A 25,262-nucleotide genomic window follows, 5' to 3' on the forward strand; every position below is an offset into this window, starting at 1 on the left:
CCTTCAGGTCAGCGCCATGCGGATGGTGGCAAGGTCGACATGCGCGGCGCAGGCCTCGGCCAGCGTCACCGGGGTCAGCGGATCCAGGTGCGGAAGCCGTCCCAGATGCGGCACCTGCCCGAACTGGCAGATGGTGTCCTCCACCTCGGGTTCGGGATCGCCACTGAACAGCACGCCGACGACAGGGCATCCCAGATCCTTGAGCGCCATCAGCGAGAGCAGCGAATGGTTGATCGTGCCGAGCCGTGTCGCCGCGCAAAGCACCACAGGCGCATGCCAATGGGCAAAGAGATCGAGAAACAGCTCACGCCGGTTCAGCGGCACCATGACGCCGCCGGCGCCCTCGACGACCAGGGTGCCCGCGCCTTCGGGCAATGCCAGCTCCGCCAGCGAGATCTCGACCCCCTCAGCCTCGGCCGACAGATGCGGCGAAGCAGGCAGCTGCAGCCGGTATGCTTCGGGCAGAACCTGGCGCCCGGTCATGCGCGCCACGAACGCGCTGTCGGTTTCCTCCTCAAGGCCGGACTGAACTGGCTTCCAGTAACTGGCGCCAAGCGCCTGCACCAGCGCCGCCGATATCACTGATTTGCCGATCCCGGTGTCGGTCCCCGTGACAACCAATGTGCGGCTCATGGGCGCCGCTCCAGCACCTGTGCCAGATCGGTGAACATTTCCGTCACCACCGATTTTGAGGTGTTGAGCGTAATGGACACCCGCAGCCGCGAGGTGCCCGCAGGCACCGTGGGCGGGCGAATGCCGCGAATGTCATAACCAAGCGCCTGCAGATCCGAGGCCAGCTGCATCGTGCGCCCGTCCCCGCCTGTGATCACTGGTAGGATCTGACAGGCAAAGCCGGTCAGACCGCACAGGCGCGCAGCCTCGGCATGGGCATGATCAATCACCTCCCAGGCACGGTCGATGCGCGACGTATCCTGCTGCAGCAAGGCCAGCGATGCCCGCACCAGCGCGGCATTGAGCGGTGATGGCGCGGTGGCAAAGATGAAAATCCGCCCCTTGTTGATCAGCATGTCGATCAGCACCTTCGGCGCGCAGATCAGCGCGCCCGAGGCGCCCAGCGCCTTGCCGCAGGTGTGCAGGCTGATGACGTTGGGCCGATGCGCGATGTCATGCGCCAGCCCGCGGCCCTGCGGTCCGAACAGGCCGGTGGCATGAGCCTCGTCCACCACCAGAACTCCGCCAGACGCGTCGGCCAGCGCCATCAGCTCGGTCAGTGGCGCCAGATCGCCATCCATGGAATAGACCGCCTCGACCGCGATCCAGACCTGCCCGGTGCCGCCCGCCGCGCGCCAGTCAGAGATCACCCGCGCCGCATCAGCCACATCGTTATGGGCAAAGTTTTGCGTTTCGGCCCGGCCCAGCCGCATCCCTTCTCGGACGCTGGCGTGAATCAGATCGTCATATAGCACCAGATCGCCGCGCTGTGGCAGGGTCGCGAAGATCGCCACATTGGCGTTGAAACCGCCGCCCATGAACAACGCCGCCTCACTGCCGAAAAAGGCCGCGGCCTCTTCCTCAAGCTGTTGATGTTCGCTGTCATTGCCGCGCAGCAGGCGGGAACCGCCGGCACCGACGGGCACACCCCGCTGCAACGCCGCCATCGCGGCGGCGCGCATTTCATCGCTGGCCGCAAGCCCCAGATAATCGTTCGATGAAAAATCATGCCCGGCCCGCGGGATCAGGCGGCGATAACGGTCCTGATCCGCAAGAGATGTGAGCAGCGCCTGTTGAAGCGGAAACAGAGCCGTGGCGGGATCAGCGGTGGGGTCGGCTGCGGCGATATTCATTCGCCCGCCTCGCCAATCCGCCCTTCGCAATGGGCAGCCATGGCCACCAGACCCAGCCGGTCGAACAGTTGCTGATCCTTGTCTTCCTCGGGGTTGTCCGCTGTCAGCAACGTTTCCCCGACAAAGATCGAATTGGCCCCGGCAAAGAAACACATCGCCTGCAGCTCATCGCTCATGTCGGTGCGGCCTGCCGACAGGCGCACATGGCTGTTCGGCATCAGGATCCGGGCCAGCGCGATGGTGCGCACGAATTCGATGGGGTCGAGTTTCTGGACGTCTGCCAGCGGCGTGTCGGCAATCGGGATCAGCATGTTCACCGGCACCGAATCCGGGTGTTCATCCAGCGTTGCCAGAGCAAGCAGCATGTCGATCCGGTCCATCTGCTCTTCGCCCATGCCGACGATGCCGCCCGCGCAGACCTTGATACCTGCTTCGCGCACCCGATTCAGGGTCTCGATCCGGTCGGCGAATGTGCGGGTGGTGATGATCTCGGAATAGTAACGCTCCGAGGTGTCGATATTGTGGTTGTAGTAATCCAGCCCCGCATCGCGCAGGCGGAACACCTGATCCTCCTCCAGCATGCCCAAGGTCATGCAGGTCTCCATCCCCAGCTCCCGGACCCCATGGATCATCGCCTCCAGCGCCGCCATGTCGCGCTCTTTCGGGCTGCGCCAGGCCGCCCCCATGCAGTAGCGTGTAGCGCCTGCGTCCCGGGCCTTTTTCGCCTCGGCGATCACCCGCTCCACCTCGATCAGCTTGCTGGCAGAGAGTTTTGCACCATTGCGCGCGGATTGGCTGCAATAGGCGCAATCCTCGGGGCAGCCGCCGGTCTTGATGCTCAGAAGCTTGGATTTCTGTACCTGATTGGGGTCGAACGCCTGGCGATGCACGGACTGCGCCTGAAACAACAAATCCATGAAGGGCTGATTATAGATTTTCTCAGCTTCGGCACGTGTCCAGTCCGTTCTGATCGGCGCAGCATCCAGCATCTGGGACCTCTCATTTCCATTTATAGATAATTTATCCAAGGCCACCGCCCCGCTTGATTTTTTATAGATAGTTTAGACTGGCAAATACAAGCCCCGGACTATTGATTTTCGAAACGGGTTTATTCCTTTATATTTCAGCAACTTAATTCCCTCCATCAAACGAAAGACGCGAATGAAGAAACCCTCTTGACGGCGCGGGGGCAGCTCCCCTAGGTGTGAAAGCACGCAGGGGAGTCCCGCCACGGGGACTGAGAGGCTGACAGGACGGGAACACTTCCGGCCGGTGACGCGACCCTTAGAACCTGACCCAGTTGACACTGGCGTAGGAAGCTAGGATGCGCGTCGTTGCGGCCCCGTACAGGTCCAATTCCGCGCTGCCCGAACCGAACGGTAGGTACGACCGTTCCGCGTTTCCCCGTCCAAACCTCATCTGGTGTCTTTTCCGAGTTTTGGCTTCGAGGAGCACCGCATGACCCATCAGAATTCCACGATCGCGCCCAGCGTGACCACAGGCCCGCTGCCCGCATCGCGCAAGATCTACGTCTCCGGCGACATCCACCCTGAGATCCGCGTGCCAATGCGCGAAATCGCAACCCACCCCACCGCGGGCGAGGCGCCGCTGCCGGTCTACGACAGCTCCGGCCCCTATACCGATCCCGATCACACCACCGACATCCGCCAAGGCCTGCCCGCCCTGCGCCGGGACTGGATCCTGACGCGCGCCGATGTGGAGGAATACCAAGGCCGCGATGTAAAGCCCGAGGACAACGGATTTGTCCAAGGCGACCGGCTGACACCGGAATTCCCGCGACGGCCCGCGCCCTTGCGCGCCCAGGGGGACAAGGCGGTGACGCAGCTGGCCTATGCCCGCGCCGGGATCATCACGCCCGAGATGGAATATATCGCCATCCGCGAGAACCAGTTGCGCGAGACCTCGCCCTGTCATCGCGATGGCAATGATTTCGGCGCGAATATTCCCGATTACGTAACGCCCGAATTCGTCCGCCAGGAGGTCGCCGAAGGCCGCGCCATCATCCCCGCCAACATCAACCACCCGGAGCTGGAGCCGATGATCATCGGCCGCAATTTCAAGGTAAAGATCAACGCCAATATGGGCACCTCGGCGGTGACCTCCTCGATGGAGGAGGAAGTGGACAAGCTGGTCTGGGCGATCCGCTGGGGCGCCGATACGGTGATGGATCTGTCGACCGGGCGCAACATCCACAACACCCGCGAATGGATCATCCGCAACTCCCCCGTGCCCATCGGCACCGTGCCGATCTATCAGGCGCTGGAAAAGGTGAACGGCATTGCCGAGGACCTGACCTGGGAGGTGTTCCGTGACACGCTGATCGAACAGGCCGAACAGGGCGTCGATTATTTCACCATCCACGCAGGCGTGCGTCTGCACATGGTGCCAATGACCGTCAACCGCGTGACCGGGATCGTGTCGCGCGGCGGCTCGATCATGGCGAAATGGTGCCTGCATCATCACAAGGAAAGCTTCCTTTACGAGCATTTTGAGGAGATCTGCGACATCTGCCGCCGGTATGACGTCTCCTTCTCCCTGGGCGACGGGCTGCGCCCCGGATCGATTGCCGATGCCAATGACGAGGCGCAATTTGCCGAGCTGGAAACCCTAGGCGAGCTGACCAAGATCGCCTGGGCCAAGGATTGCCAGGTGATGATCGAGGGGCCGGGCCATGTGGCCATGCACAAGATCAAGGAGAACATGGACAAGCAGCTGGAGTGCTGCCACGAGGCGCCGTTTTACACGCTTGGCCCGCTCACCACAGATATCGCACCGGGCTATGACCACATCACCTCTGGCATTGGCGCCGCGATGATCGGCTGGTTCGGCTGCGCCATGCTCTGCTATGTGACACCCAAGGAACACCTGGGCCTGCCGGACCGCGATGACGTGAAGACGGGAGTGATCACCTACAAGATCGCCGCCCATGCCGCCGATCTGGCAAAGGGCCTTCCCGGCGCCCAGCGGCGCGATGATGCGCTGTCCCGCGCCCGGTTCGAATTCCGCTGGGAGGATCAGTTCAACCTCTCGCTCGACCCCGAAACGGCGCGGGATTTCCATGACGCCACCCTGCCGAAACAGGCGCATAAGGTGGCGCATTTCTGCTCCATGTGCGGTCCGAAGTTCTGCTCCATGCGGATCAGTCACGACATCCGTGCCGAGGCGCAGAAGGAAGGCATGGAGGCGATGGCCGCCAAGTTCCGCGAAGGCGGCGACCTTTACGTGCCGGTGCAAGACACCGTGGATGCGGAGGACGCGGGGGCATGATCACCATCGCAGGCGCGGGCCTTGCCGGGCTCGCCGCCGCGCATGAGCTGGCCCGGCGCGGGGCCGAGGTGACGCTTTATGAACGCAGCGCCCACATCGGTGACAAAAGCGCCTCCCGCTATGCCGGCGGCATGCTGGCGCCCTGGTGCGAGGGCGAAAGCGCCGAAGAGGAAGTGATCGCCCTCGGCAGCCGCGCCCTCGACTGGTGGGCCCAGATCACCCCGGTGGTCCGGCGCGGCACGCTGGTGCTGGCCCCCGCCCGCGACCGGGCCGAGCTGACCCGGTTTGCCCGGCGCACCCGCGCCCATGTGGCGGTCGATGAGACGCAGATCGCCGCGTTGGAGCCGGAACTGGCAGGCCGGTTCCGCGCCGGGCTGCATTTCACGAAAGAGGGCCATCTGGACCCGCGCCGCGCGATCCGGGATCTGGCGGCCCGGGTGCAGGAGATGGGCGTGACCCTGCACCGCGGCACACCGGCGCCGACGCGGGTCACGCTGGATTGCACTGGGATTGCCGCGCCCCTGCCGGGCCTGCGTCCGGTGCGCGGCGAGATGGCGATCCTGCACGCGCCCGGGGTGGAGATCAGCCGCACCCTGCGGCTTTTGCACCCGCGCAGCCCCATCTACCTGGTGCCGCGCGCCGATCACCATTTCATGCTGGGTGCCACCATGATCGAAAGCAGCGCCAGCGGCCCCCCTACCCTGCGCGCCCTCAGCGAGCTGATGAATGCGGCCTATGCGCTGCACCCCGGCCTGGCCGAAGCGGCGGTGGTGGAGATCGGCGCAGGACTGCGCCCAGCCTTTGCCGACAACCTGCCGGATCTGATCTGGCAGGACGGCACCCTGTACCTCAACAGCCTGTACCGACACGGCTTTCTTCTGGCGCCCGCCATGGCCGCGCGCGCCGCAGACATTCTGTTTCCGGAGACAAGTGATGCAGATCATCGTGAACGCAGATCCGCGTGACATCCGCGCCAACACCCTCGCTGCCGCGCTGGAAGAGCTGGGCTTTACCAGTCCGGCGATTGCCACCGCGCTCAACGGGCAATTTATCTCGCGCGCCAAACGCGATGACACCAGGCTGAAGGCGGGCGACCGGCTGGAAGTCCTCGCCCCGATGCAGGGGGGCTGAGCGATGCGGCTATATGATGTCGACCTTTCCTCGCGGCTCTTGCTGGGCACCGCGCAATACCCCTCGCCGCAGGTCCTGACCGACGCAGTGCAGGCCAGTGGCAGCGAGGTTCTGACCGTCTCCCTGCGCCGTGAAACCGCGGCGGGATCGGGCGCAGGGTTCTGGGACATGCTGCGCCAGACCGGCGCGCGCATTCTGCCCAACACCGCGGGCTGCCACACCGTGCAGGACGCCGTGACCACTGCGCAGATGGCGCGGGAAATCTTTGGCACCCCCTGGATCAAGCTGGAGGTGATCGGCCATGGCGATACGCTGCAACCGGATGTCTTTGCCCTGGTCGAGGCCGCGCGGATCCTGTCCGAGGATGGCTTTCAGGTCTTCCCCTACACAACCGAGGATCTGGTGGTCGCCGAACGGCTTGTCGAGGCGGGCTGCGACGTGCTGATGCCCTGGGGGGCGCCGATCGGTTCTGGTCAGGGGTTGCGCAATCCAGATGGGCTGCGCGCCATGAGGGCGCATTTCCCGGAGGTGCCGCTGATCGTCGATGCCGGGATCGGGCGGCCATCGGATGCGGCGGAAGCTATGGAGCTGGGCATGGATGCGGTCCTCTTGAATACCGCAGTTGCCAAGGCGGGCGACCCTGTGGCTATGGCCCGCGCAATGGATCTGGCCATACGGGCCGGGCGGGCTGGGTTCGAAGCGCAGCCAATGGAGCCGCGTGACATGGCGGTGCCTTCGACGCCGGTCCTTGGTCTTGCAGAGTTGATGTGATGGAACGTTTTTACCTGATTGTCGGCCACGTCGGCCGACTAGAGCTACTGGTGCCCCATGGGGTGAAACTGGTGCAGCTACGCATAAAGGACCAGCCGGATGCAGAAATGCGCCGCCAGATCGCCCGCGCCCGCGACATCTGCGCCGTGCATGGCGCGCAGCTGGTGGTCAACGATTACTGGCAGGCGGCGCTGGATCTCAACTGCTCCTTTGTGCATCTCGGGCAAGAGGACATGGAGACGGCCGATTTTGCCGCCCTGCGCCGCGCGGGCGTGCACTATGGGCTTTCAACCCATGACGAGGCAGAGCTGGACCGCGCCCTATCCCATGATCCGGCCTATGTGGCGCTGGGACCGGTCTACCCGACCCTCTTGAAACAGATGAAATGGGACCCGCAGGGATTGGGGCGGGTGACCCGCTGGAAGCGCCTTGCCGGTGATACTCCGCTGGTGGCCATCGGCGGGCTGACCCCCGAGCGTCTGCCGGGTGTCTTTGCCGCGGGGGCCGACAGCGCCGCCGTGGTCACCGATATCCAACAGGCCCCCGACCCCGAAGCCCGCACCCGGGAATGGATCAGGGCCTGCGCATCATGAGCCAGCCCGCAAGATATGCCCGCCAGATCGCCCTGCCCGAGGTCGGCGCCGAGGGACAGGCGCGGCTTTCGGCGGCGCATGTGCTGGTGGTGGGCGCCGGGGGGCTTGGCTGCCCGGTGCTGAGCTATCTGGCCGGGGCTGGTGTGGGCCAAATCACCCTGATGGACCCCGATGTGGTGGAGGAAAGCAACCTGCACCGCCAACCGCTGTTCGAGATGGGGGATCTCGGTACGCCAAAGGTAGAGGCAGCCCGCCACCACCTACTACGGGCGCATCCGGATCTGCGGCTGCATGCAGATCCGCACGCACTCGACCCGCTCAATGCGCCTGCCGCCGTGGCACAGGCCGATCTGGTGGTAGATGCCGCCGACAGTGTCGCCGCCTCCTATATCCTGTCCGATTGCTGCAAGGCGCAGAGTACGCCGCTGATTTCCGCCTCGGCGCTGGGACAATCCGGCTATGTCGGTGGTTTTTGCGGCGACGCGCCATCCCTGCGGGCGGTCTTTCCCGATCCCCCGGCCAGCGGCGCCACCTGCGCCAGCGCCGGGATCATGGGGCCGGTGGTGGGCAGCATTGGCGCACTTCAGGCGCAGATGACGTTGAAAGCGCTCTTGGGACATGCGCCCTCACCACTGGGGCAGTTGATCACGCTAGACATGGCGACGCTGACCCCCGGCGGCTTCCGCTTTGACGAAGCGGAAGAGCCGGAAATCGCCCTGCCCTTCATCGCCGCAGCCAACATCCAGCCAGAGGATCAAGTGGTCGAGCTGCGCGATCCGTCCGAGGCATCAGCGCCGGTGACACCGCAGGCCCTGCGCCTGCTGCCACAGGATATTCTGAGTGCCGACCTGCCAGACGACTGCCGGATCGTCCTGTGCTGTCACAGCGGGTTGCGGGCCTGGAGCGCCGCCCGCAGCCTGCAACAGCGCGGCTACAAAAATCTGGCGCTGCTGGCAGCGGGTACCACGTGATCGAGCCTGGCACTCCGCGCATTCTGGTGATTGCAGGCACGGATTCCAGTGGCGGCGCGGGCCTCACCCGGGACACGGCAATGGCGCAGCGGCTGGGCTGCAGCGTGGCGCCGGTGGTCACAGCCGTCACCGCCCAGACCAGCACCGCACTCACGTCGCTCTGGCCCGTACCGCCCGAAGATATCACAGCGCAAATCACCGCTGCGCTGCGTGAGGCTCCTGTTCAGGCGATCAAGATCGGCATGCTGGGCACACCCGAAGCTGCCCGCGCGGTCGCCGAGTTGCTACCGCCAGAGATGCCGGTGGTTCTGGACCCGGTACTGAAGACGTCTTCCGGAGGGACGCTCGGCGACCTGATCAGCCTAGCGCCGTTGCTCCGACGGGTGACGCTGCTGACCCCAAACCTGCAGGAAAGCGCATCCCTGTCCGGGCAGCCCGTGAGCGGGGCGCTGCCTGATCTGCAACTACAAGCGAAGATCCTTATGGGCTGGAATGGAAAAACGGATCCAGCCGGATCCTCAGTGCAAGTCGCCCATACTTCGGGACCAAACGCAGTTCTAATTAAGGGTGGCCACGCGAAGGGAGCAATCAGCACCGACCATCTGTTTCAACCGGGGCGGCACAATGCATATCACGCCCCACGCCTGCCCCACGGGCACCGGGGCACCGGCTGCGCGCTGGCTACGGCCATCTCCTGCCAGCTGGCGCAGGGGCACGCGCTGGAGGAAGCCTGCGCACGGGCCAAGACGGCGTTGACCGAATGGCTGGTTCAGCAGCAAATCGATTAAGAGCATGGGAAGCGGCGGCCCGATCCGGCGCTATCCGACCCGCACTTCTTCGGCCTCCGGCATGCGGGCCATCTGCAAAGTAGCCAGCGTCTGGAGAAGGACAGCCTTGCGGATCGGTTTCTGCAGGAAATGATCCATTCCCGCCTCCAGACATTCTGTGCGGTGGCTGTCAAAGGCATTGGCAGTCAGCGCCACGATCACCGGTTGCGGGCCGTCCAGAGCGCGGATTTCCCTTGTCGCCTCGACCCCGTCCAGTTCGGGCATGGACATGTCCATCAGCACGAAATCCGGCATTTGCTCCCGGCAGAGATCAACTGCTTTGCGGCCATTTTCGGCCTCGACGCACTCAACAGGAAGCCCGGCGAAATACTTCTGGATCAGCAGCCGGTTGGTCCGGTTGTCCTCAGCCAGCACGATCCGGGCGCCGGTCAGAACCTCGGTTGCCACCGCAGGAGCGGTTTCCGTTTTCTGCTGAGCCGCTGGGGTTTGTTCCGGCTCCAGTTGGACTTCGAGCCGGAAACAGGAGCCCTGTCCGGCGGCTTGTTTCGGCTGAAGCGAAATGGTACCGCCCATCCGCTCGGCCAGGATGCTGGAGATGGTCAGGCCAAGGCCGGTGCCCCCAAAGGCACGGGTAGTGGCCGCGTCCGCCTGCGCAAAACGGTCAAAGATATGCTCGGCCTGGCTTTCGGAAATGCCGATCCCGGTGTCCTCGACCTCAACCACGAGCCGGTAGGGCGCCTCCGGATCACTGGTGACACGCACGACAACCCCGCCCTGCGCCGTGAACTTGACCGCGTTGCCCACAAGATTGACCAGGATCTGGCGCAAGCGACCATCGTCACCGCGCATGCGCTGCGGCAGGGTTTCGTCGATCTCCACCTCAACCGTCAGCCCCTTGCCGTTGGCTTTGGGCCGCAGAAGGTTCACTGCCTGCACGATACAGCTGCGCAGATCGAAATCCGTCGGGGTTATGTCCAGCTTGTCGGCTTCAAGGCGCGAGAGATCAAGAATGTCGTTGATGATTTTCAGCAGAGCATTGGAAGAATCGCGGATGGTTTCCACATAAAGCTGCTCTTCATCTGGCAGTTCCGCTTCGGCCAAAAGATCTGCCATGCCAAGGATACCATTCATCGGCGTGCGGATTTCATGGCTCATATTGGCGAGGAATTCCGATTTCGCCCGGTCCGCCTGTTCGGCGTTGAGCTTGGCCTCGTGTAGCTCGCTGTTGCGCTGGGTCAGAGCCCGGTTGGCACGGATCAGCTCTTCGCGCAGGTGCACATCGCCAGAGACATCCCAGTCGACCCCGATCATGCGCAGTCGCCCGGAGGCATCGGAGAAGGCGCAGCCCAGCGCCCGGATATGCTTTTGCTCGCCGTTCTCCAGCAAGATGCGGTATTCCGAGAGGTAATTCTTGCCATCGTGCGTAGCGCGCCAGAAGGTTTCCACGGCTTGCTGGCAATCGTCCGGATGCAGGCACTTCTTCCACTCGGAGAAATTGATTTTCCCGTTCAGCGCCTCGATCCCATAAAGGTCGGACATGCGCCGATCCCAGATCAGTTCACCGGTCTCCGCGTCCAGCTCCCAGATGCCGATCTTGGAGGTCTCAACGGCAATCTCCAGACGCCGGGAAAGGGTTTCCAGATCCCGTTCGCGGCGTTTGAGTTTCTCGATCGCGTGGCTGCGGGCATCGGCCATGCGGGTGGCAAGCGCGGTGGGCACAAGGACCAGCAACCCGCCTGCGAGCAGCAGCAACCGCAAGGTCCAGAGGTTGTCCGGCATCACCTCCCAACCGCCCTTCGGCGTGGCGGCCAGCACCCAATTGCCTTCGGCCAGCGACACATCGGTGCGCACCGGGTTGTTTTCCATCACCTCTTCGGAGCCAAAGAACTGACCGCCAGCCGCGCCCTTGCCGTCTTTTCCAAGGATCGCGATATCGAGGCCAAGATCCGGGTCGGTCAGACCAACGGTCTCGTATAACCCATCGGCACTAATGACTGCTGACAAAATACCCCAGAAGCGCAAGGGACCGTCCTGCGAGGTGAAAATAGGGAAGCGCGCCACGAAGGCCTCGCCGCCCTGTACCAATTTGACCGGTCCGGCCAGAACGATTTTGCCAGTATCGCGGGCCTGCTCAGCGGCCGCGCGCTGCGCCTTGTGCTGGTTGTAATCAAGGCCCAGCGCCGCCTCGTTGCCCTTCAGCGGGTGAATGAGGGAGATCACCAGATCGGGCGCGGCGGCAAGATGGGTGATCTGCCCGTCCCGCCCGATCATCTGCGCACTCAGATCGGAAAACCGCTGCTGTGTCATGTCCGGCTCGGTCGACATCACTGCAACCAGGCCCTGCACCAACTGAATATCGGCATTGAGCGCGCCCTCAAGCCGGGATCGGATCAACCCGACCTCGCTTTGCACATCCGCGCGCAGACGCTGGCTGTAGATGGTGGAGTTCTGCTGCTCGGCAAATATCGAGGCGCCGACTAGTACCACAATGGTCACAAGCACCGACAGGTAAGAGCGATTGGACACTCCCCTGGCCACACGGCGCAAATCTGCACGTGTATTGGAACTCACGACCATCAAAAGCCTCTTAAAATTGCAATGGGTGCCGCAAAACAACCGGCAATTCCCCTTATGGCCTTAAGTGGTTCAATAGCTCTTAACGGTAGAAATATAAACATCCCCGTTGCACCTTCACCCTACCCAACGGACGTCCGCTCTCCTTTTGGCGGTACGCCATCTGGCCGCCGCAACAGCACAGCCGCCCCCTGGGAGCAAGGACAATATGGCTGAACATGCGCTCCCATACCGATAAAACCTGTGCAAAGTGACCCAAGGGAAACACCGACAAAAAATACAGTCCGCGGTCGCGTGCCGGAAGGAACGGTATTACCGCAGTTGAATCAAATCCTTACCCGAGCGTTATCCATCCCCTTGCGAAAAACAACATATATGATTTTGAAAATTTGTACTTCCCCGCCTAACATATTCAAGAACCTGCAGGAGGAAGCGGGTTCGGAACTGTCGCAAGACAGGTTTAGGGAGGAAAAAAATCATGTCAAAAATCGTAACGCGCCGCGGCGCGCTGACAGGTCTTGCCGGTCTGGGTGCAGCGGGACTAGCCGCACCCCATATCGCAACGGCGGCGAGTCACACAAAAACCTGGAAGGTGCAGACATCCTGGCCGGGCGGTGCAGGTCTGCAGATCTTCAAGGACTGGTGCGGTAGCATCGTCGAAAAGACCGGCGGTGAGCTGGCCTTTCAACCCTTTGGCGCCAATGACGTCGTCGGGGACTTTCAGCTCTATGACGCGGTGAAGAATGGGGTTCTGGACGCGGTGAACCCCTTTACCATCTATGCCCAGGGCATCATCCCGGCGGCGGTGTTCCTGTCGTCCTTCCCGCTGGGGTTGCGCAACCCGCATGAATATGACGTGTTCTACTATGGGCTTGGCGGCCTTGATATGGCGCGCGAGCTCTACAAGGCGCAGGGCATGCATTTCGTCGGCCCGATCCACCACGGCCCGAATATCATCCACTCCAAGGTGCCGATCCGCTCGATCGACGACTTCCGTGGCCGCAAGATGCGCCTGCCCGGTGGCATGGTCGCCGAGATCTTTACCGAGATCGGCGCCGAAACCACGGTTCTGCCCGGCTCGGAAATCTTCCCGGCGCTGGAGAAGGGTACCATCGACGTGGCCGACTACGTGGGTCCGGCGGTGAACTACTCGCTCGGCTTCAGCCAGGTGACCGACTATATCGTCATGGGTCCTCCGGGCTTCATGTCGCTCTACCAGCCGGTGGACATCATGGATCTGACCGTGGGCATGGAGAGCTGGAACGCGCTGTCGCCGCAGATGCAACAGTTCGTCGAAATGGAGACCCACGTCTATTCCGACATGCACCACGCTGCGATCCAGGCCGCCGACCAGGAAGCCTGGAAAAAGTTCGAGGCCGACGGAACCGAGGTTACCCGCCTCAGCCAGGACGATGTGGAGCTGATGACCGAGGTCGCCGTCCCGGTCTGGTACAAATACGCCAACCGCGACAAATCCAGCGCCCGCATCTTCAAGACCATCCTCGACTACATGCAGTCCGGCTCGCTTGGATATGTGGACCCGGCCCTGACCGAAGGCATGTCGCTGGATCTGTAATCAGACCCCAGGCGACGCTGACCAATGCGGACCCGCACATCGCGTGCGGGTCCGTTGCTCTGACCTCAAACAATCAAAAATAACGGGGGACCCCATGCCCAGCCTCGATGTCACCTTGCCCCATTGGGCCTATTGGGTGGGACTGATCGTCTTTCCGCTGGTGGCCATGGTCCTGGCCAGGCGGCCACGGACCGGCCCCAGCAAATATACCAACGCGCTTGGCTATTTCATTCTCGTGACCGGCGGCATGCTGGGTCTGCACCGGTTCTATCTGCGCAGCCTGATGGGCCTGGCCTTCATCCCGGTCTTCATTCTGATCCTGATCTCAAACTCCAACGGCCAGGAAGCCCGCAGCGTGCTGTCGGATGCCTCCAACGTGGTGCGTCAGGCGGAACGGACGCTGGAGCGCGAAACCGGCCGGATCGAAGCCGCCGAGGCGGACCTGCCCAAGATGCGCGCGGATCTGGCCGAGGCCGAAGAAGGCACCTTTGCCAAACGCCGCGCCGAAAAGAACATCGCCCGCGCCGAACAGCGGCTGAGTGACGGGCGCGAAAGGATCGCGCAGGCAACTGAGGATCTGAAAACCGCCACCCCCGCGCTGGAAGCGGCAGGCGACAATCTGGCCTTCTGGAACAAGGTGGGCGCCTATGCGCTTTATGTGCTGCTGGCGGCGATGCTGGTCGATGCAGTGCTGATGCCGGGTCTGGTGCGCCGCGCCAATCAGAACCTGCCCGAGGAAGAACCCGAAAGCGAAGCAGAAAAGGCCCTGCGGGAGCTGGAAGAATCTGAGCGGGTCGAGGATTCCAGCCATGTGTCGACGGGCTGGACAGGCTGGATCGACCGGACATCCCTGATGGCGGGTGAATTCGTCAGCTATTGGGCGGTAATCGCGGTCTTCGTCTATTACTTCGAAGTGATCAGCCGCTATGTCTTCGGCTCGCCCACCAACTGGGCACACGAGGCGATGTATCTGATGTTCGGCATGCAGTACCTGATTGCCGGCTCTTATGCGATGCTGACCGAGGCGCATGTACGCGTCGACATCTTCTATGCGCCGCTCAGCCGTCCGAAACGGGCCTGGGCGGATCTGTTTACCTCGATCTTCTTCTTCATCTTCGCCTTCACCCTGCTCTTCACCGGCTACAAGTTCGCGCTGGACGCAAACGCGGTGGCGACCGGCAACGGGGTCATCTCGGAATGGGCGCGCGGCAATATCGGATTTGGTGAAATGCTGGGTAGCATGAGCCTGGCGCAATGGACCGATCCGAATATCCGCTGGGGCGAAATCAGCTTCAATGAATGGGAAATCCCGCTGTGGCCGATGAAATGGGTCATGGTGATCGGCGGCCTGCTGCTGGTTCTGCAGGGTATTTCCAAGCTTGCGCAGGACGTGCGCGCAATCGTGAAGGGGGCCTAAGACATGGGTCTGGAAATCGGAATTGAATGGCTGACACTCATCATGTTCGGCTCGCTGCTGGCGCTTTTGCTGGCGGGGCTACCGCTGGCCTTTGTCACCGGCGGTCTGGCCTGCGTGTTCCTCTATGTGCTTGGCGATGAGAGGGCACTGAATATCGTGCCCAGCCGGATCTTCCCGCTGATGACCAATTATCAGCTCTCGGCGATCCCACTCTTTATCTTCATGGCCTCGATGCTGGAACGGGCCGGGATCATCAACGACATGTTCGATGTGATCTACAAGGTGCTGGGCGGCGTCAAAGGCGGCCTTGCCGCCGCGACCATCATCGCCTCAACCGTTCTGGCGGCCATGGTGGGCGTCATCGGCGCTGCGGTGGTAACCATGGGCATCATCGCCCTGCCCGCGATGCTGAAACGCGGCTATGATCCGAAGATCGCGATGGGGTCGATCATGGCGGGCGGCACGCTCGGCATCCTGATCCCACCGTCGATCCTGGCGATCATCTATGCCGTGGTGGCCGAGCAATCGGTGGGTGAGCTGTTCATCGGCGCGGTGTTTCCGGGGCTGATGCTGTCGGGCACCTATGTGCTCTATGTGATCCTGCGCTCCACGATCAATCCCAAGCTTGGCCCGCCGATCCCGGTGGAAGAACGCGTCAGCTTTGCAGAGAAGATGCGCCTGATGGGCAATATGTCGGCGCCTATCGCTCTGATCGTCATCGTTCTGGGGGTGATCTTTACCGGTGTTGCTACCCCGGTTGAGGCGGCCGGCATCGGCACCTTCGGTGCCTTCATCGTTGCCGCGATCCACCGAAAGCTGGACTGGCAGACCGTGCGCGAGGCTTCGATCGGCACACTCAAGGCCAGCGCCATGGTGATCTGGATCATGTTCGGCGCCACCATCTTTGTCGGTCTCTACGTCCTCGAAGGCGGCCAGCAGTTCGTGCAATCGGCGCTGGAGGCAACCGGCTTTGGTCCCTGGGGTATCCTGATCATCATGATGATCGTCCTGGTGGTCCTTGGCATGTTCCTTGACTGGGTGGGTATCCTGCTGCTCTGCGTGCCGATCTTTGTGCCGATCATCAAGGCGATGGGGCCTGAACCCTTTGGCCTCACCTCCGAGGCGGATCTGGTGCTGTGGTTCGGGGTGCTCTACCTCGTCAACATGCAGATGAGCTTCCTGTCGCCGCCCTTTGGCTATGCGCTGTTCTACCTGCGCGGCGTGGCTCCGGCAGAAATCCCGATGACGGATATCTTCAAATCGGCGCTGCCTTTCCTTGGCCTGCAGATCCTCGGCCTGATCCTCTGCATGGTCTTCCCTGAGATCATCACCTGGCTGCCGCGCCTGGTTTACGGCTAAGCAAGACTGTCGCCCAACCGGCCAAGACACCCAACCATGAGCCGCTCCGCCCCGGGGCGGCTCATATTTTTGTGACTTTGTGCCCTTGCGGCGCATTGTCTCTGCCAATCCCCGGCCCAGCAGAGAAGCACGACCTGCTTTATCCTTCAAAATCAGCTGGTTGAATGTGTTCTTGGCCGGATTTCACGCCGCAAAGGCGCCCGCATAGACCATGACCGCAGTTCCTGTTCCAGCAAAGGAGTTTCAAATTTCGCTTGCCATACCCATCTGCTAGGGTATCGGGACAATCAAGAAGCAATAATACAGCAGGCGCATGACCGACACGACCGACCTACACAGCACCCCCCGGGGTGCAACTCCTGCACGCGACTGGGTGAAAACCCTTGCCGGCTACCGGGATCCCAACCAGCTGCGCAGCGCCTTTGAACTGGGTGCAACCGTCATTCCCTTCGTGATTCTCTGGGCGCTGGCCTGGTGGAGCCTGTCGGTCAGCTACTGGCTGGCCTTCGGCATTTCTCTTTTCAACGCCGCCTTCCTGCTGCGGCTCTTCGCCATTCAGCACGACTGCGGCCATGGCGCCTTCTTCCCCAACCGGACCTTCAGCGACTGGATCGGGCGCGTTATGGGGGTTGTCACACTGACGCCCTATGATGTCTGGCGCCGCACCCATTCGGTGCACCACAGCGCCACCGGCAACCTCGACAAACGCGGCATGGGCGACGTCCACACGCTGACCGTCGCCGAATACCGCGCGCTTGGTCCGTTTCAGCGCCTTGTCTACCGGCTGTATCGCAATCCACTGGTGCTGTTCGGCCTTGGCCCCAGCTATCTGTTCCTGCTGCAAAACCGGGTGCCGTTGGGACTGATGGACAGTGCGAAATACTGGGTCAGCGCCATGCTCACCAACCTGGCCATTGCGGCGGCGCTGCTGACGATCTGGTATTTCGGCGGCTGGCAACCGTTGCTGCTGATCTTCCTGCCGACCACCCTGCTGGCGGCCACCATCGGCGTCTGGCTGTTCTACGTGCAGCACCAGTTCGAACATACAAACTGGGACAGCAACGAAGACTGGCAGCTGCATGACTCCGCCCTGCATGGCAGTTCCTACTACCAGCTGCCCGCCGTGCTGCAGTGGTTCAGCGCCAATATCGGCATCCACCACGTGCATCACCTTTACAGCCGTATCCCGTTCTACCGGCTGACCGAAGTGTTGCGCGACCATCAGGAACTGGCCGAAAGCAACCGCATGACCATCCGCGAAAGCCTGGCCAATGCGCGGCTGCACCTCTGGGACGAAGACAGCCGCCGCCTGTTGTCCTTTGCCCAGGCCCGCCCGCTGCTGGCGGCGGCCTGATCCAGGTCAAAGCCACCCTGTAACCGCGTCTTTCACGAGCAAAGACGCGGTTCACTCAGCTTAATACTCCGAAAACTCTCGCTATTTTTCCGGATCGCCGGAAACTCTCTGTTTGCAACGCGCATGCCAGGGTTTTCCGATCTGTGGACGTGGGGTCTGATCAACATGCATCAATTGCTCGAAAAAGAAGAGGCTGCGCTGCGGCGCAGGGCATTGTTCCGGCTGCTGCGCCGGTTCGATTTCGACGCGCCGGAATTCAAGGGAGAGGCGATCTCTGATCCGGTGCCTGCCAGCATCAGCGCGGCAGAATATCAGGCAGCCTCCCCGCCCTGTTCATATCCGCGCAAAGGCATAGTCCCCGGCGAAGGGGCCGCAGCAACAGCTGTTGCAGGTCCTGCCTCATGGCGCCCTACCGCCCCGGCGCCCGGTCGCGAAACAGGGTCACCACCAGCAGGCCCGTAAGGATCATCACCACGCCGGTCAGACCGCCCGGCGTTACCGCCTCTCCCACCACTATGGTGGCGAGGAACCATGCGGTGACCGGCTCGGCCAGCGCCAGGGTAACGGCGGTGGATGCGGTGACACGGGTCAGCCCCCAGGTATAAAGCGCGTAGGACAGCGCCGTGGCCCCGACACCTAGGAATACCAACCCGGTCCAGGCGGAGGGCCCCGCCAGCCAATCGAGCGGCACCATGAACAGAACCGGCGCAGTTACCAGCGCCGCAACGGTAAAGGTCGAAGCCGCGATCACGGTCGAAGGCAGCGTGCCGCCTATGCGACTGGTGGCCAGCGAATAGGCCGCATAGCAGCCGCCCGAGAGCAGCGCCAGGATAACCCCCGACAGTGCGCCGCCCTCGCCTGCGCCCGCATAGCCCAGAAGACCAACGCCCAGAACCGACACCCCCTGCCCCATGAGCCGCAGAGGACCGGGCCTGCGCCCCTGCGCAAACCGCTCCCACAGCGTGGCCCAGATCGGCGCACTGCCGATGGCGACCGCGGTACCGATCCCGACCCCGGCCAGCGCGACCGCGTAGAAGAACAACAGGTTGTAGCTGCCGATCGCCACACCAGCGAACAGGACACCCGACAGCGGCAGATGCCGCAGGGCCAGTCGGTTCTTGGGTTGCATCAGTGCCAGCAGGCACAGGGCACCGGCGCCGAACAGCAGGCGCAGCGCCCCCACAGCAAGCGGATCACGGCCCGCAGGCAACAGGGCCTGCACTGTCCCGGTGGTACCCCAGAGCATCGCTGCCAGGATCACCGCCCCCAGCCCCATCCATCTGAAAGACCCCATGTCCGCCCCTGCGTGCTGCCTCTGCACGATCTATCGCCGCAAAGCCCGCAACTTGCAACGCAGAGCCGCCCGCGCAGGATCCCCGGCACAAAGAAAGGGCGCAGGTCAGCGACCCACGCCCTTTCGTACCCCATCGGTTCTGGGATCGGGGTGTTATCCGCCGTGTTTGGCGATCAACGCCTTGGCCTGTTCAATCAGGGCTTCTCCGTCGATGCCCTTGCTGCCGACCTCATCAATCCAGCGAGCGATCACAGGCTGTGCCTTTTCCTTCCAGCGGGCCACTTCGGCCTCGTCGAGAACGACGATCTCGTTTCCCTTGTCCTCGGCGATTTCCCGGCCCGGCGCATCGCGCTCCAGCATGACCTTGGCAGCAAAGGCCGAAAGTTTCTGGCCCGATTCCGCGTCGAGAATAGCCTTCAGATCATCCGGCAGGGCGTTGTACTTGTCGCGGTTCATCACCAGCACGATGGTCGCGGTATAAAGCGCCTCCTTGCCACTGAACTCGGTGTGGTGTTCCACTAGATCGGTCAGCTTGACCGCCGGAGTGACCTCCCAGGGGATGACGGTGCCGCTGATCACGCCCTTGGAGAGCGCCTCGGGAATGGCGGGGAGCGGCAGGCCAACTGGGGTGGCGCCCAGTTCCTTCAGCATATCGGTGATGATCCGGGTCGGACCGCGCAGGGTCTGACCTTCCATGTCTTCCAGCTTGCTCACACCGCTTTCGGTGTGGATCACGCCGGGGCCATGCACCCAGGCGCCCAGCACCTTGACGTCCTTGTACTCGCCTTCCTGTAGATCGGTTTCAACCAGTTCCATGAATGCCTTCGAGGTGGCCACCGGATCGGTCATCATGAAGGGCAGCTCGAACACTTCGGTCTTGGGGAAGCGGCCGGGCGTATAACCCACCACGGTCATCACCATATCAGCGACCCCATCAGCCGCCTGATCCATCAGACCCGGCGGGGTTCCGCCCAGCGACATGGCATCGAAATGCTCAATCTTGATCCGCCCGCCAGAGGCTTCCTCCACCTGCGCGCCCCAGGGTTTCAGGATCATCTTTGGCACGGTGGCGGGGGGCGGCAGGAACTGGTGCAGCCGCAGCGTCACCTCCTGCGCCTGTGCCATCAGTGGTGACAATGCGGTGGCCGCGGCAAAAAACGCGGCGCCCAGCAGGGTATGTTTCATCATGTTTCCTCCCAGATGATGATGAAGACCGGGGCGGCATTAGATCACCACCCCTTTGTTATACGTGTGTGGCTGTCAGTTCAGCGTGACCGGCAGATTCCGGGGGCCGCGGAAGCCGAAGCCGTAGAAATTGACTGGCTCGCTGTCCGACAGGGTCATGTTGGGGAAGCGGTCGAACAGCATCGGCAGCATGATATTGGCCAACATGCGCCGGGCAATATGTGTGCCCTGACAGAAATGCGGCCCGTTGCCAAAGGCCTGATGCGGTTTGCGCTCGCGGAAGATATTGAAGCTTTCGCCATCCTCGAAGATCTCTTCGTCGCGGCAGGCCGAGGCCTGGATGGTCATCACCGTATCGCCCTTGGGGATCAGGTGTCCGCGGATCTCGGTATCCTCCAGCACAAGGCGCGAACTGGCCTGGATCGGCGCAACCCAGCGCACTCCCTCCTCAAAGGCCTGGCCCCATAGCTCCTTGTCCTTTGCCTCGGACAGCTGTTCCGGATTGGTGAACAGCCCGTAGAGGATGGTCAGCAGCGCATCGCGCGGCTCATTGATGCCGCCGCCGATAGCGATCTTGATGTTGGAGAAGATCTGGCTTTCGGGGATCGGATCTTCGGCATTCACCATCACCGACAGGGCGCTGGGGTTGGGGTCAGCCTTATGGCGCGGGATGGCAGCGCGGAACAGCGCGTCCATTTCATCGTTCGCCGCATCGCACTGGGCAAACAGCTCATCGGTGAAGCCGAAATTGCCGGCCCCGTCGATCAGGATCTGGCTCCAGCGCTGCATGTCATCGTCGCTGGCTTCGGGGATACCCAACAGGTGTTTCAGGCAACGTGCCGCAAAGGGGCCCGCCAGCGCCGGGAACAGGTCCACGGTTTCGCCGCGTGGCAGCCCCGCGACGAAATCCTCGGCAATCTTGGTATAGATACCCTCCCAGCAACCCTTGATATTGCGCCCGGTAAAGGTCGGCGCCATCGCCTCGCGCTCCCGCGCGTGTTCGGCGCCATCCTTGCGCATCAGCGTATGCGCTCTGAAGGCCCGCTGCATCGGCGTCTTGGGATCGTTGGAGCTGAAGATGCCTGGGTTGTCCTTGACGTATTTGGTGTCCTCGGCGCGGGTCAGCATGGTGCGGCCCAGCGATTTTACCCGCACTACGGGCGCCTCCCGGCGCAGGCGCTGGTAAATCGGATAAGGATCCAGGGTCAGGTCCCGGATCGTAATCGTCTCCTCCTGCGGTGCCTGTTGCAGCATCGAAACCGTCATCTTCTCCTCCCCGAGTGCGACGTGATCCGAACGAGCCTAAAAGCTCCGGCCAAAATGAGGCAATCCGATTTTGTTGATTTTGAACATGCAATTTTTCAATACAAGAGGTGTACAAACGGGTTAGACTGCGAAAATGAAATCCAATCCCGATCCACTCAGCATTGATTTCGCTGCTTTGCGCACCCTGCGGCTGGTGCATGGCTACCGGTCGTTTTCCCGGGCGGCCGAGACGCTAAACATCAACCAGTCGACCGTTAGCTATACCATCGACCGACTGCGCCGCGCCTTTGGCGATCCGCTGTTCGTGCGCCAGGGCGGGCGCATGGTCTCGACCGAGCGCTGCGAGGAAATCGTCGCCACCTCCAGCCGGATGCTGGACGAGGTGCTGCAACTGGCCGAACCGCGCGCCTTTGACCCTGGCCAAGCAGAGGCCGAGATCACCATCTCCTGTAACTACTACGAACGCGCCACCATCCTGCCGCAACTGATGCGCAACCTGCGCCGCAGCGCGCCGGGGCTGCTCATTTCAATCCTGACCTCAACCGTGGAAGGCAAGCAACATCTGGACCGCGGCGAAAGCGATCTTCTGATCGGGCCGGTACGGATCGAGGGCAGCAATTATTTCCGCCGCACGTTGCTGAGCGAACATGCGGTCATGGTGATGGCCCGCGATGCCCCGCCCGACCGCATGCCGCGCTCCGAAGCGGAATTTCTGGCCGTTCCGCAAGTGGTTGTGAACTATGGTGATTCCTGGCGGTCCCGATTTCTGATGGAAATCGCGGCGGCGGGGAAATCGCTCAATCAGGTGATGTCGATTCCCAGCCCCGCCACCCTGCCGGAGTTGCTGGAAGGCACCGATATGATCGCTACGCTGCCCTCGCGGCTGGCCGAACATTTCAAGGATAGGGTTCAGGCCGCGCCCTGCCCCTTTCCCGGGCAGTTCGAAATCGACCTGACCTGGACATCGCGTACCCATCATTCAGCGATGCACGTCTGGCTGCGCGACCAGATCGCCCGCGTCTGTTGACCCGCGCGACCTTGGGTCATCAGCGCATCCACAGACCTTCGGATTTGATGCGGTTGCGGATCGCCTGTTCACGCCGTGGAAGGTTCGCCTGATCAAACAGCGCACGGACCTTTTCGCCCCGCCCCTGATAGATCATCCGCTTCATCGGCTCGTAGGTTTTCAGCACCTTCTTGATCCAGTTCGGGGCCGATGCCTCGTGCAGGACCTTAATGACGCAATCGGTTTCGCGCGCATAGAGCAGCGGAAACAGCCGATAATGACAGCTGGTCTGCCCATCAAGATACCCCGAAGGCAACGCATCGCGCCCACCACCAAAGGAATGGATCACCAAAGGCAGCGCGATCTGATCCAGCCAGGGATCCAGCGACTGGCCGACCAGTTCGACTGGCAGATCATCCCGGATCGAGGTGGCATATTCGGCAAAGCGCGCGCCAAACCGGCGCGGGCAAGCGCCGTAGAAGAATCCCGCGTTGAAATAAAGATAGTGCCGCCAGTATCCCTCGGGCTGCGACAGATCGAGGCTGCTTTCGAAATCGAGCCCGAAGCGGTCATAAAGTGCCCGCCAGATCCCGGTGTAGCCCGGCCCATAAAGCGTTGGCTTGGGCCAGGTCCCTTCGCAGCGCAAAGAGGCCGAGGGGCGGCTGAAATCGAACGGCACCTCGGAGAGCTCACCGGTGATCAGCGTGTCGCTATCGAAAAACACGAATGGCTCGCCCTCGGGCAATGCCTGCAAGGCCTCGATCTTGTTGCCATAGGCATAGTTTTCCCCGAACAGCTGACTGTCAAAGGGCAGGATCTCTGCGCCAAGCCTTTCCAGCACCGACAGAACCTGCTGGCTGCGCAAAGACGGATCCTTTTTCCACAGCGGACCGGGCCGGGGCGTAGCCACGAACAGGCGGCCTGTGAACCCGGGCGAGGCATGGCGGAGCGAGGCCGCAAACAGGATCGCCTCGTATTGCAACCTGCCGTTCTGAGCGACGATTACGATGTTGAAGGGCGGCTGCTCTGCCATCTGAAACCTCTTTGCCCGCCTGCTCAAGATGGCTGTGCGGGGTGCATTTCTTCAGTATAATCCCATGCAGACAGGGTCAAAACTATTCTGCCCCGCCGGGCGTGCTGGCTCTGGACGCTGTTGCAAAGGGGGCGTCTTCGCAATGCTCTGCTATGCTAAATGGCCCGTTTTGTTGAAGGCCCTCATGTTGAAGGAAAGAGTATGATGTTTACCCCCCTGTCCCGAAATCTTCTGGTTCCGCTGGCCTGTGCCCTGACACTGGCCACGCCCGCCCTGGCCGATCCGCCCTTTACCACCGCGGCAGAGGTCAAGCCGATCTTGGCAGCCACCCGCGCCAACTGGATCTCGGTCCGGGATTTCAACGGGCAGGATCTGGTCTATGTCACCCACCTGTGGTCCTGGCGCTGCGGGCTGGCACGGATCCGGCTATCGATCAACGATGGCGGCCCGGAAATCTGGCCTCTGCCGCCCTGCCATCTGGATCAGGCCGCCCCGAACGCCATTCATGAGGAAGACGGCCTGCCCTACCGCGCCTTTGCCCCAGGCAGCGTCGAGACGATCACGATCGAGCTTACCTATGATGATATGACGGTCGAGACCCAGACCGTGAACCGGCAAGGGCAACCGGCCAGCCCCTGAGCAGACGGGCCCCGGGCCAATGGCCCCGGATCAGGCCGACAGCAGGGTCACGCCGGGGATCTGTGCGATCTGTTCCAGATCTTCCTCATAGAGGTCTGACAGGGTGTCCATCAGATCCTCGGTCCAGCCCGGCAGATCGATTTCCTCTTCGATCGCCTCGTCGATGGCATATTTGCCTAGGAAGGCGGCGATCACCCGCTGTTTATGCGCCTCGGTCATGTCCCGGTGTTCATGCAGATAGGCGCGCAGCCGTTTCATGCCTTCGGTGGACATGATCGAGGACAGCAGATCCATACCTCCCGAAATCCGCTCTTCCGAATTAAAGCCCATCATCTGCCGCAGGATCTGCGCCCAGATCAGCGGCATATCCTCGTAACACCAGACGGTTATCGGCACATCCGGCACCGCGGTACGCAGGCGCAGCAGCAGGTTCGACCAGCGCAGGGTCGCCGGGTCGCTGCTTTGCAGAACCTGATCGACACGCTGCGGACTGGCATCCGCCAGAAGGGTCGGCAACAGGCTGCCGGGATCGCGCAGCCCCATATGGATTTCCAGCTGATCTTCCGGGAACAGCCGCGCAAGCGCCCCCATACGCATTTCCGCTTCGGGGTAGAAGTTATGCCCCTCAAGCGCCTGCCGCTGCGAGCCGAAGAAATGCGGGTTGGACAGGATCACCCGGTCTGCATGTTCCTGCTCCAGGATCGAATCCCAAAGGACCTCGCCAGAGTCCGGCGCCGGAGTTCCAGTCAGAAGCGCCCCCATGCAATCCTTCAGCAGGTAACGGTACTTTCCGGGACCGGGAATAGCGACACCGCGTTTCGCCGCCGCCTCCTTGTTGTTCAAAAGTGTCTTCAGCAACCGGTCTTCTTCGGTGCCATGTGCACCCACGTGGAGGATGACCTGCATGAAATCGGGGCCTTGCTTGTGCGATGATTTAACGGGTTAAAGGCTTACTCCGCCTGCGTTCAAAGGTCAAACGAAGCGCCCTATGCCCGGCAGGCGCGCGCGGCCAGTGGCCTGCACAGACAAGACGCAGGAATTGCGCATTGCTTGCGTTTTCCATCTTGCAGGCTGCGCCCAATATCGCTAATTCCCCGGCAGCGCCCCTATAGCTCAGCTGGTAGAGCAACTGATTTGTAATCAGTAGGTCCGCGGTTCGAGTCCGTGTGGGGGCACCACTCCTTCATATAAGATATTGTTTTACGTTAGCTT

The 25,262-nt window shown here is 62.2% G+C and carries 22 protein-coding genes and 1 tRNA gene; 14 read left to right on the forward strand and 9 right to left on the reverse strand.

The genetic code is table 11. The annotated features are described in order from the left end of the window. Nucleotides 1–3: 3 nt before the first annotated feature. The 3 genes from bioD to bioB are packed head-to-tail and all read right to left on the reverse strand — an operon-like array spanning nucleotide 4 to nucleotide 2,794. A complete protein-coding gene (bioD, locus tag AC5SSZ_RS10600; RefSeq protein WP_495438153.1) occupies nucleotides 4–633 on the reverse strand; it encodes a dethiobiotin synthase in 630 nt (209 codons plus the stop codon). Further along, complete coding sequence (locus tag AC5SSZ_RS10605) at nucleotides 630–1,805, reverse strand: 8-amino-7-oxononanoate synthase (protein ID WP_495438154.1); 1,176 nt, start codon at nucleotides 1,803–1,805, stop codon at nucleotides 630–632. The genes bioD and AC5SSZ_RS10605 overlap by 4 nt, the downstream gene beginning before the upstream one ends. Next, nucleotides 1,802–2,794, reverse strand: a complete 993-nt coding sequence (gene bioB / locus AC5SSZ_RS10610) for a biotin synthase BioB (RefSeq protein ID WP_369001992.1) — start codon at nucleotides 2,792–2,794, stop codon at nucleotides 1,802–1,804. The genes AC5SSZ_RS10605 and bioB overlap by 4 nt, the downstream gene beginning before the upstream one ends. A gap of 469 nt (nucleotides 2,795–3,263) precedes the next feature. On the opposite strand from bioB, the gene thiC reads away from it, so the two are divergent. Genes thiC through thiD form a run of 7 tightly spaced genes read left to right on the forward strand, consistent with a single transcriptional unit; the run spans nucleotide 3,264 to nucleotide 9,347 of the window. Further along, on the forward strand, nucleotides 3,264–5,093 hold the full coding sequence (gene thiC, locus AC5SSZ_RS10615; RefSeq protein ID WP_495438155.1) for a phosphomethylpyrimidine synthase ThiC: 1,830 nt from the start codon (nucleotides 3,264–3,266) through the stop codon (nucleotides 5,091–5,093). After that, nucleotides 5,090–6,058 carry an FAD-dependent oxidoreductase gene (locus tag AC5SSZ_RS10620; RefSeq protein ID WP_495438156.1) on the forward strand — a complete coding sequence of 323 codons (969 nt, stop codon included), beginning with the start codon at nucleotides 5,090–5,092 and terminating at the stop codon, nucleotides 6,056–6,058. Before thiC ends, AC5SSZ_RS10620 begins: the two co-directional genes overlap by 4 nt. Beyond that, nucleotides 6,027–6,224, forward strand: coding sequence for a sulfur carrier protein ThiS (gene thiS, locus AC5SSZ_RS10625; RefSeq protein WP_495438157.1), 198 nt, complete (start codon nucleotides 6,027–6,029; stop codon nucleotides 6,222–6,224). The genes AC5SSZ_RS10620 and thiS overlap by 32 nt, the downstream gene beginning before the upstream one ends. A 3-nt stretch (nucleotides 6,225–6,227) precedes the next feature. After that, complete coding sequence (locus tag AC5SSZ_RS10630; protein WP_495438158.1) at nucleotides 6,228–6,995, forward strand: thiazole synthase; 768 nt, start codon at nucleotides 6,228–6,230, stop codon at nucleotides 6,993–6,995. Continuing rightward, a complete protein-coding gene (locus AC5SSZ_RS10635; RefSeq protein WP_495438159.1) occupies nucleotides 6,995–7,588 on the forward strand; it encodes a thiamine phosphate synthase in 594 nt (197 codons plus the stop codon). The genes AC5SSZ_RS10630 and AC5SSZ_RS10635 overlap by 1 nt, the downstream gene beginning before the upstream one ends. Then, nucleotides 7,585–8,559 (forward strand): ThiF family adenylyltransferase, encoded by a 975-nt coding sequence (locus AC5SSZ_RS10640; protein ID WP_495438160.1) that lies wholly within the window; start codon nucleotides 7,585–7,587, stop codon nucleotides 8,557–8,559. The genes AC5SSZ_RS10635 and AC5SSZ_RS10640 overlap by 4 nt, the downstream gene beginning before the upstream one ends. After that, nucleotides 8,556–9,347 (forward strand): bifunctional hydroxymethylpyrimidine kinase/phosphomethylpyrimidine kinase, encoded by a 792-nt coding sequence (gene thiD / locus AC5SSZ_RS10645; RefSeq protein WP_495438161.1) that lies wholly within the window; start codon nucleotides 8,556–8,558, stop codon nucleotides 9,345–9,347. Before AC5SSZ_RS10640 ends, thiD begins: the two co-directional genes overlap by 4 nt. Nucleotides 9,348–9,377: 30 nt before the next feature. Here the strand turns inward: thiD and AC5SSZ_RS10650 are convergent, their stop codons facing one another. Further along, on the reverse strand, nucleotides 9,378–11,873 hold the full coding sequence (locus AC5SSZ_RS10650; RefSeq protein ID WP_495438162.1) for an ATP-binding protein: 2,496 nt from the start codon (nucleotides 11,871–11,873) through the stop codon (nucleotides 9,378–9,380). A 526-nt stretch (nucleotides 11,874–12,399) separates the two neighbouring features. Between AC5SSZ_RS10650 and dctP the strand changes: the two genes are divergently transcribed. From dctP to AC5SSZ_RS10670, 4 genes are all read left to right on the forward strand, one after another. Beyond that, nucleotides 12,400–13,497, forward strand: coding sequence for a TRAP transporter substrate-binding protein DctP (dctP, locus tag AC5SSZ_RS10655; RefSeq protein WP_065273001.1), 1,098 nt, complete (start codon nucleotides 12,400–12,402; stop codon nucleotides 13,495–13,497). 94 nt (nucleotides 13,498–13,591) lie between these two features. Further along, nucleotides 13,592–14,914 (forward strand): TRAP transporter small permease subunit, encoded by a 1,323-nt coding sequence (locus AC5SSZ_RS10660; protein ID WP_495438163.1) that lies wholly within the window; start codon nucleotides 13,592–13,594, stop codon nucleotides 14,912–14,914. A gap of 3 nt (nucleotides 14,915–14,917) precedes the next feature. Then, nucleotides 14,918–16,273 carry a TRAP transporter large permease gene (locus AC5SSZ_RS10665; RefSeq protein ID WP_065272999.1) on the forward strand — a complete coding sequence of 452 codons (1,356 nt, stop codon included), beginning with the start codon at nucleotides 14,918–14,920 and terminating at the stop codon, nucleotides 16,271–16,273. Between the two features lie 313 nt (nucleotides 16,274–16,586). Then, a complete protein-coding gene (locus AC5SSZ_RS10670; RefSeq protein ID WP_065272998.1) occupies nucleotides 16,587–17,627 on the forward strand; it encodes a fatty acid desaturase in 1,041 nt (346 codons plus the stop codon). Nucleotides 17,628–18,036: 409 nt separating this feature from the next. Here AC5SSZ_RS10670 and AC5SSZ_RS10675 read toward each other — a convergent pair whose 3' ends face one another. The 3 genes from AC5SSZ_RS10675 to AC5SSZ_RS10685 all read right to left on the reverse strand — a co-directional run bounded on the left by AC5SSZ_RS10675 (nucleotide 18,037) and on the right by AC5SSZ_RS10685 (nucleotide 21,372). After that, nucleotides 18,037–18,921 (reverse strand): DMT family transporter, encoded by an 885-nt coding sequence (locus tag AC5SSZ_RS10675; protein WP_495438164.1) that lies wholly within the window; start codon nucleotides 18,919–18,921, stop codon nucleotides 18,037–18,039. 153 nt (nucleotides 18,922–19,074) lie between these two features. Next, a complete protein-coding gene (locus tag AC5SSZ_RS10680) occupies nucleotides 19,075–20,106 on the reverse strand; it encodes a TRAP transporter substrate-binding protein (protein ID WP_065273778.1) in 1,032 nt (343 codons plus the stop codon). A 75-nt stretch (nucleotides 20,107–20,181) separates the two neighbouring features. Beyond that, nucleotides 20,182–21,372: a cytochrome P450 gene (locus AC5SSZ_RS10685; protein ID WP_495438165.1), complete on the reverse strand. Its 1,191-nt coding sequence runs from the start codon at nucleotides 21,370–21,372 to the stop codon at nucleotides 20,182–20,184. A 133-nt stretch (nucleotides 21,373–21,505) separates the two neighbouring features. On the opposite strand from AC5SSZ_RS10685, the gene AC5SSZ_RS10690 reads away from it, so the two are divergent. After that, a complete protein-coding gene (locus tag AC5SSZ_RS10690; RefSeq protein ID WP_495438166.1) occupies nucleotides 21,506–22,399 on the forward strand; it encodes a LysR family transcriptional regulator in 894 nt (297 codons plus the stop codon). A gap of 19 nt (nucleotides 22,400–22,418) precedes the next feature. Here the strand turns inward: AC5SSZ_RS10690 and AC5SSZ_RS10695 are convergent, their stop codons facing one another. Further along, on the reverse strand, nucleotides 22,419–23,411 hold the full coding sequence (locus tag AC5SSZ_RS10695) for a GT-B fold glycosyltransferase domain-containing protein (RefSeq protein WP_274832979.1): 993 nt from the start codon (nucleotides 23,409–23,411) through the stop codon (nucleotides 22,419–22,421). A 201-nt stretch (nucleotides 23,412–23,612) separates the two neighbouring features. On the opposite strand from AC5SSZ_RS10695, the gene AC5SSZ_RS10700 reads away from it, so the two are divergent. Beyond that, nucleotides 23,613–24,050, forward strand: coding sequence for a hypothetical protein (locus AC5SSZ_RS10700; RefSeq protein WP_274832978.1), 438 nt, complete (start codon nucleotides 23,613–23,615; stop codon nucleotides 24,048–24,050). A 30-nt stretch (nucleotides 24,051–24,080) separates the two neighbouring features. Here the strand turns inward: AC5SSZ_RS10700 and AC5SSZ_RS10705 are convergent, their stop codons facing one another. Continuing rightward, nucleotides 24,081–24,956, reverse strand: a complete 876-nt coding sequence (locus AC5SSZ_RS10705) for a hypothetical protein (RefSeq protein WP_274832977.1) — start codon at nucleotides 24,954–24,956, stop codon at nucleotides 24,081–24,083. 196 nt (nucleotides 24,957–25,152) lie between these two features. Here AC5SSZ_RS10705 and AC5SSZ_RS10710 point away from each other — a divergent pair. Beyond that, nucleotides 25,153–25,228: transfer RNA gene (locus AC5SSZ_RS10710), tRNA-Thr, on the forward strand. Nucleotides 25,229–25,262 lie beyond the last annotated feature (34 nt).

Source organism: Phaeobacter sp. CC-HEC084, assembly GCF_059429255.1.

Bases quoted from the DNA above. Each gene is read 5' to 3' on its own strand.
- bioB (WP_369001992.1), bottom strand. From the start codon at position 2,794: ATGCTGGATGCTGCGCCGATCAGAACGGACTGGACACGTGCCGAAGCT.
- AC5SSZ_RS10700 (WP_274832978.1), top strand. From the start codon at position 23,613: ATGATGTTTACCCCCCTGTCCCGAAATCTTCTGGTTCCGCTGGCCTGT.
- bioD (WP_495438153.1), bottom strand. From the start codon at position 633: ATGAGCCGCACATTGGTTGTCACGGGGACCGACACCGGGATCGGCAAA.
- dctP (WP_065273001.1), top strand. From the start codon at position 12,400: ATGTCAAAAATCGTAACGCGCCGCGGCGCGCTGACAGGTCTTGCCGGT.
- AC5SSZ_RS10635 (WP_495438159.1), top strand. From the start codon at position 6,995: ATGGAACGTTTTTACCTGATTGTCGGCCACGTCGGCCGACTAGAGCTA.
- AC5SSZ_RS10680 (WP_065273778.1), bottom strand. From the start codon at position 20,106: ATGAAACATACCCTGCTGGGCGCCGCGTTTTTTGCCGCGGCCACCGCA.
- AC5SSZ_RS10665 (WP_065272999.1), top strand. From the start codon at position 14,918: ATGGGTCTGGAAATCGGAATTGAATGGCTGACACTCATCATGTTCGGC.
- AC5SSZ_RS10640 (WP_495438160.1), top strand. From the start codon at position 7,585: ATGAGCCAGCCCGCAAGATATGCCCGCCAGATCGCCCTGCCCGAGGTC.
- thiC (WP_495438155.1), top strand. From the start codon at position 3,264: ATGACCCATCAGAATTCCACGATCGCGCCCAGCGTGACCACAGGCCCG.
- AC5SSZ_RS10695 (WP_274832979.1), bottom strand. From the start codon at position 23,411: ATGGCAGAGCAGCCGCCCTTCAACATCGTAATCGTCGCTCAGAACGGC.
- AC5SSZ_RS10705 (WP_274832977.1), bottom strand. From the start codon at position 24,956: ATGCAGGTCATCCTCCACGTGGGTGCACATGGCACCGAAGAAGACCGG.
- AC5SSZ_RS10620 (WP_495438156.1), top strand. From the start codon at position 5,090: ATGATCACCATCGCAGGCGCGGGCCTTGCCGGGCTCGCCGCCGCGCAT.
- thiS (WP_495438157.1), top strand. From the start codon at position 6,027: ATGCAGATCATCGTGAACGCAGATCCGCGTGACATCCGCGCCAACACC.
- AC5SSZ_RS10605 (WP_495438154.1), bottom strand. From the start codon at position 1,805: ATGAATATCGCCGCAGCCGACCCCACCGCTGATCCCGCCACGGCTCTG.
- AC5SSZ_RS10685 (WP_495438165.1), bottom strand. From the start codon at position 21,372: ATGACGGTTTCGATGCTGCAACAGGCACCGCAGGAGGAGACGATTACG.
- AC5SSZ_RS10630 (WP_495438158.1), top strand. From the start codon at position 6,228: ATGCGGCTATATGATGTCGACCTTTCCTCGCGGCTCTTGCTGGGCACC.
- AC5SSZ_RS10675 (WP_495438164.1), bottom strand. From the start codon at position 18,921: ATGGGGTCTTTCAGATGGATGGGGCTGGGGGCGGTGATCCTGGCAGCG.
- AC5SSZ_RS10670 (WP_065272998.1), top strand. From the start codon at position 16,587: ATGACCGACACGACCGACCTACACAGCACCCCCCGGGGTGCAACTCCT.
- AC5SSZ_RS10660 (WP_495438163.1), top strand. From the start codon at position 13,592: ATGCCCAGCCTCGATGTCACCTTGCCCCATTGGGCCTATTGGGTGGGA.
- AC5SSZ_RS10690 (WP_495438166.1), top strand. From the start codon at position 21,506: ATGAAATCCAATCCCGATCCACTCAGCATTGATTTCGCTGCTTTGCGC.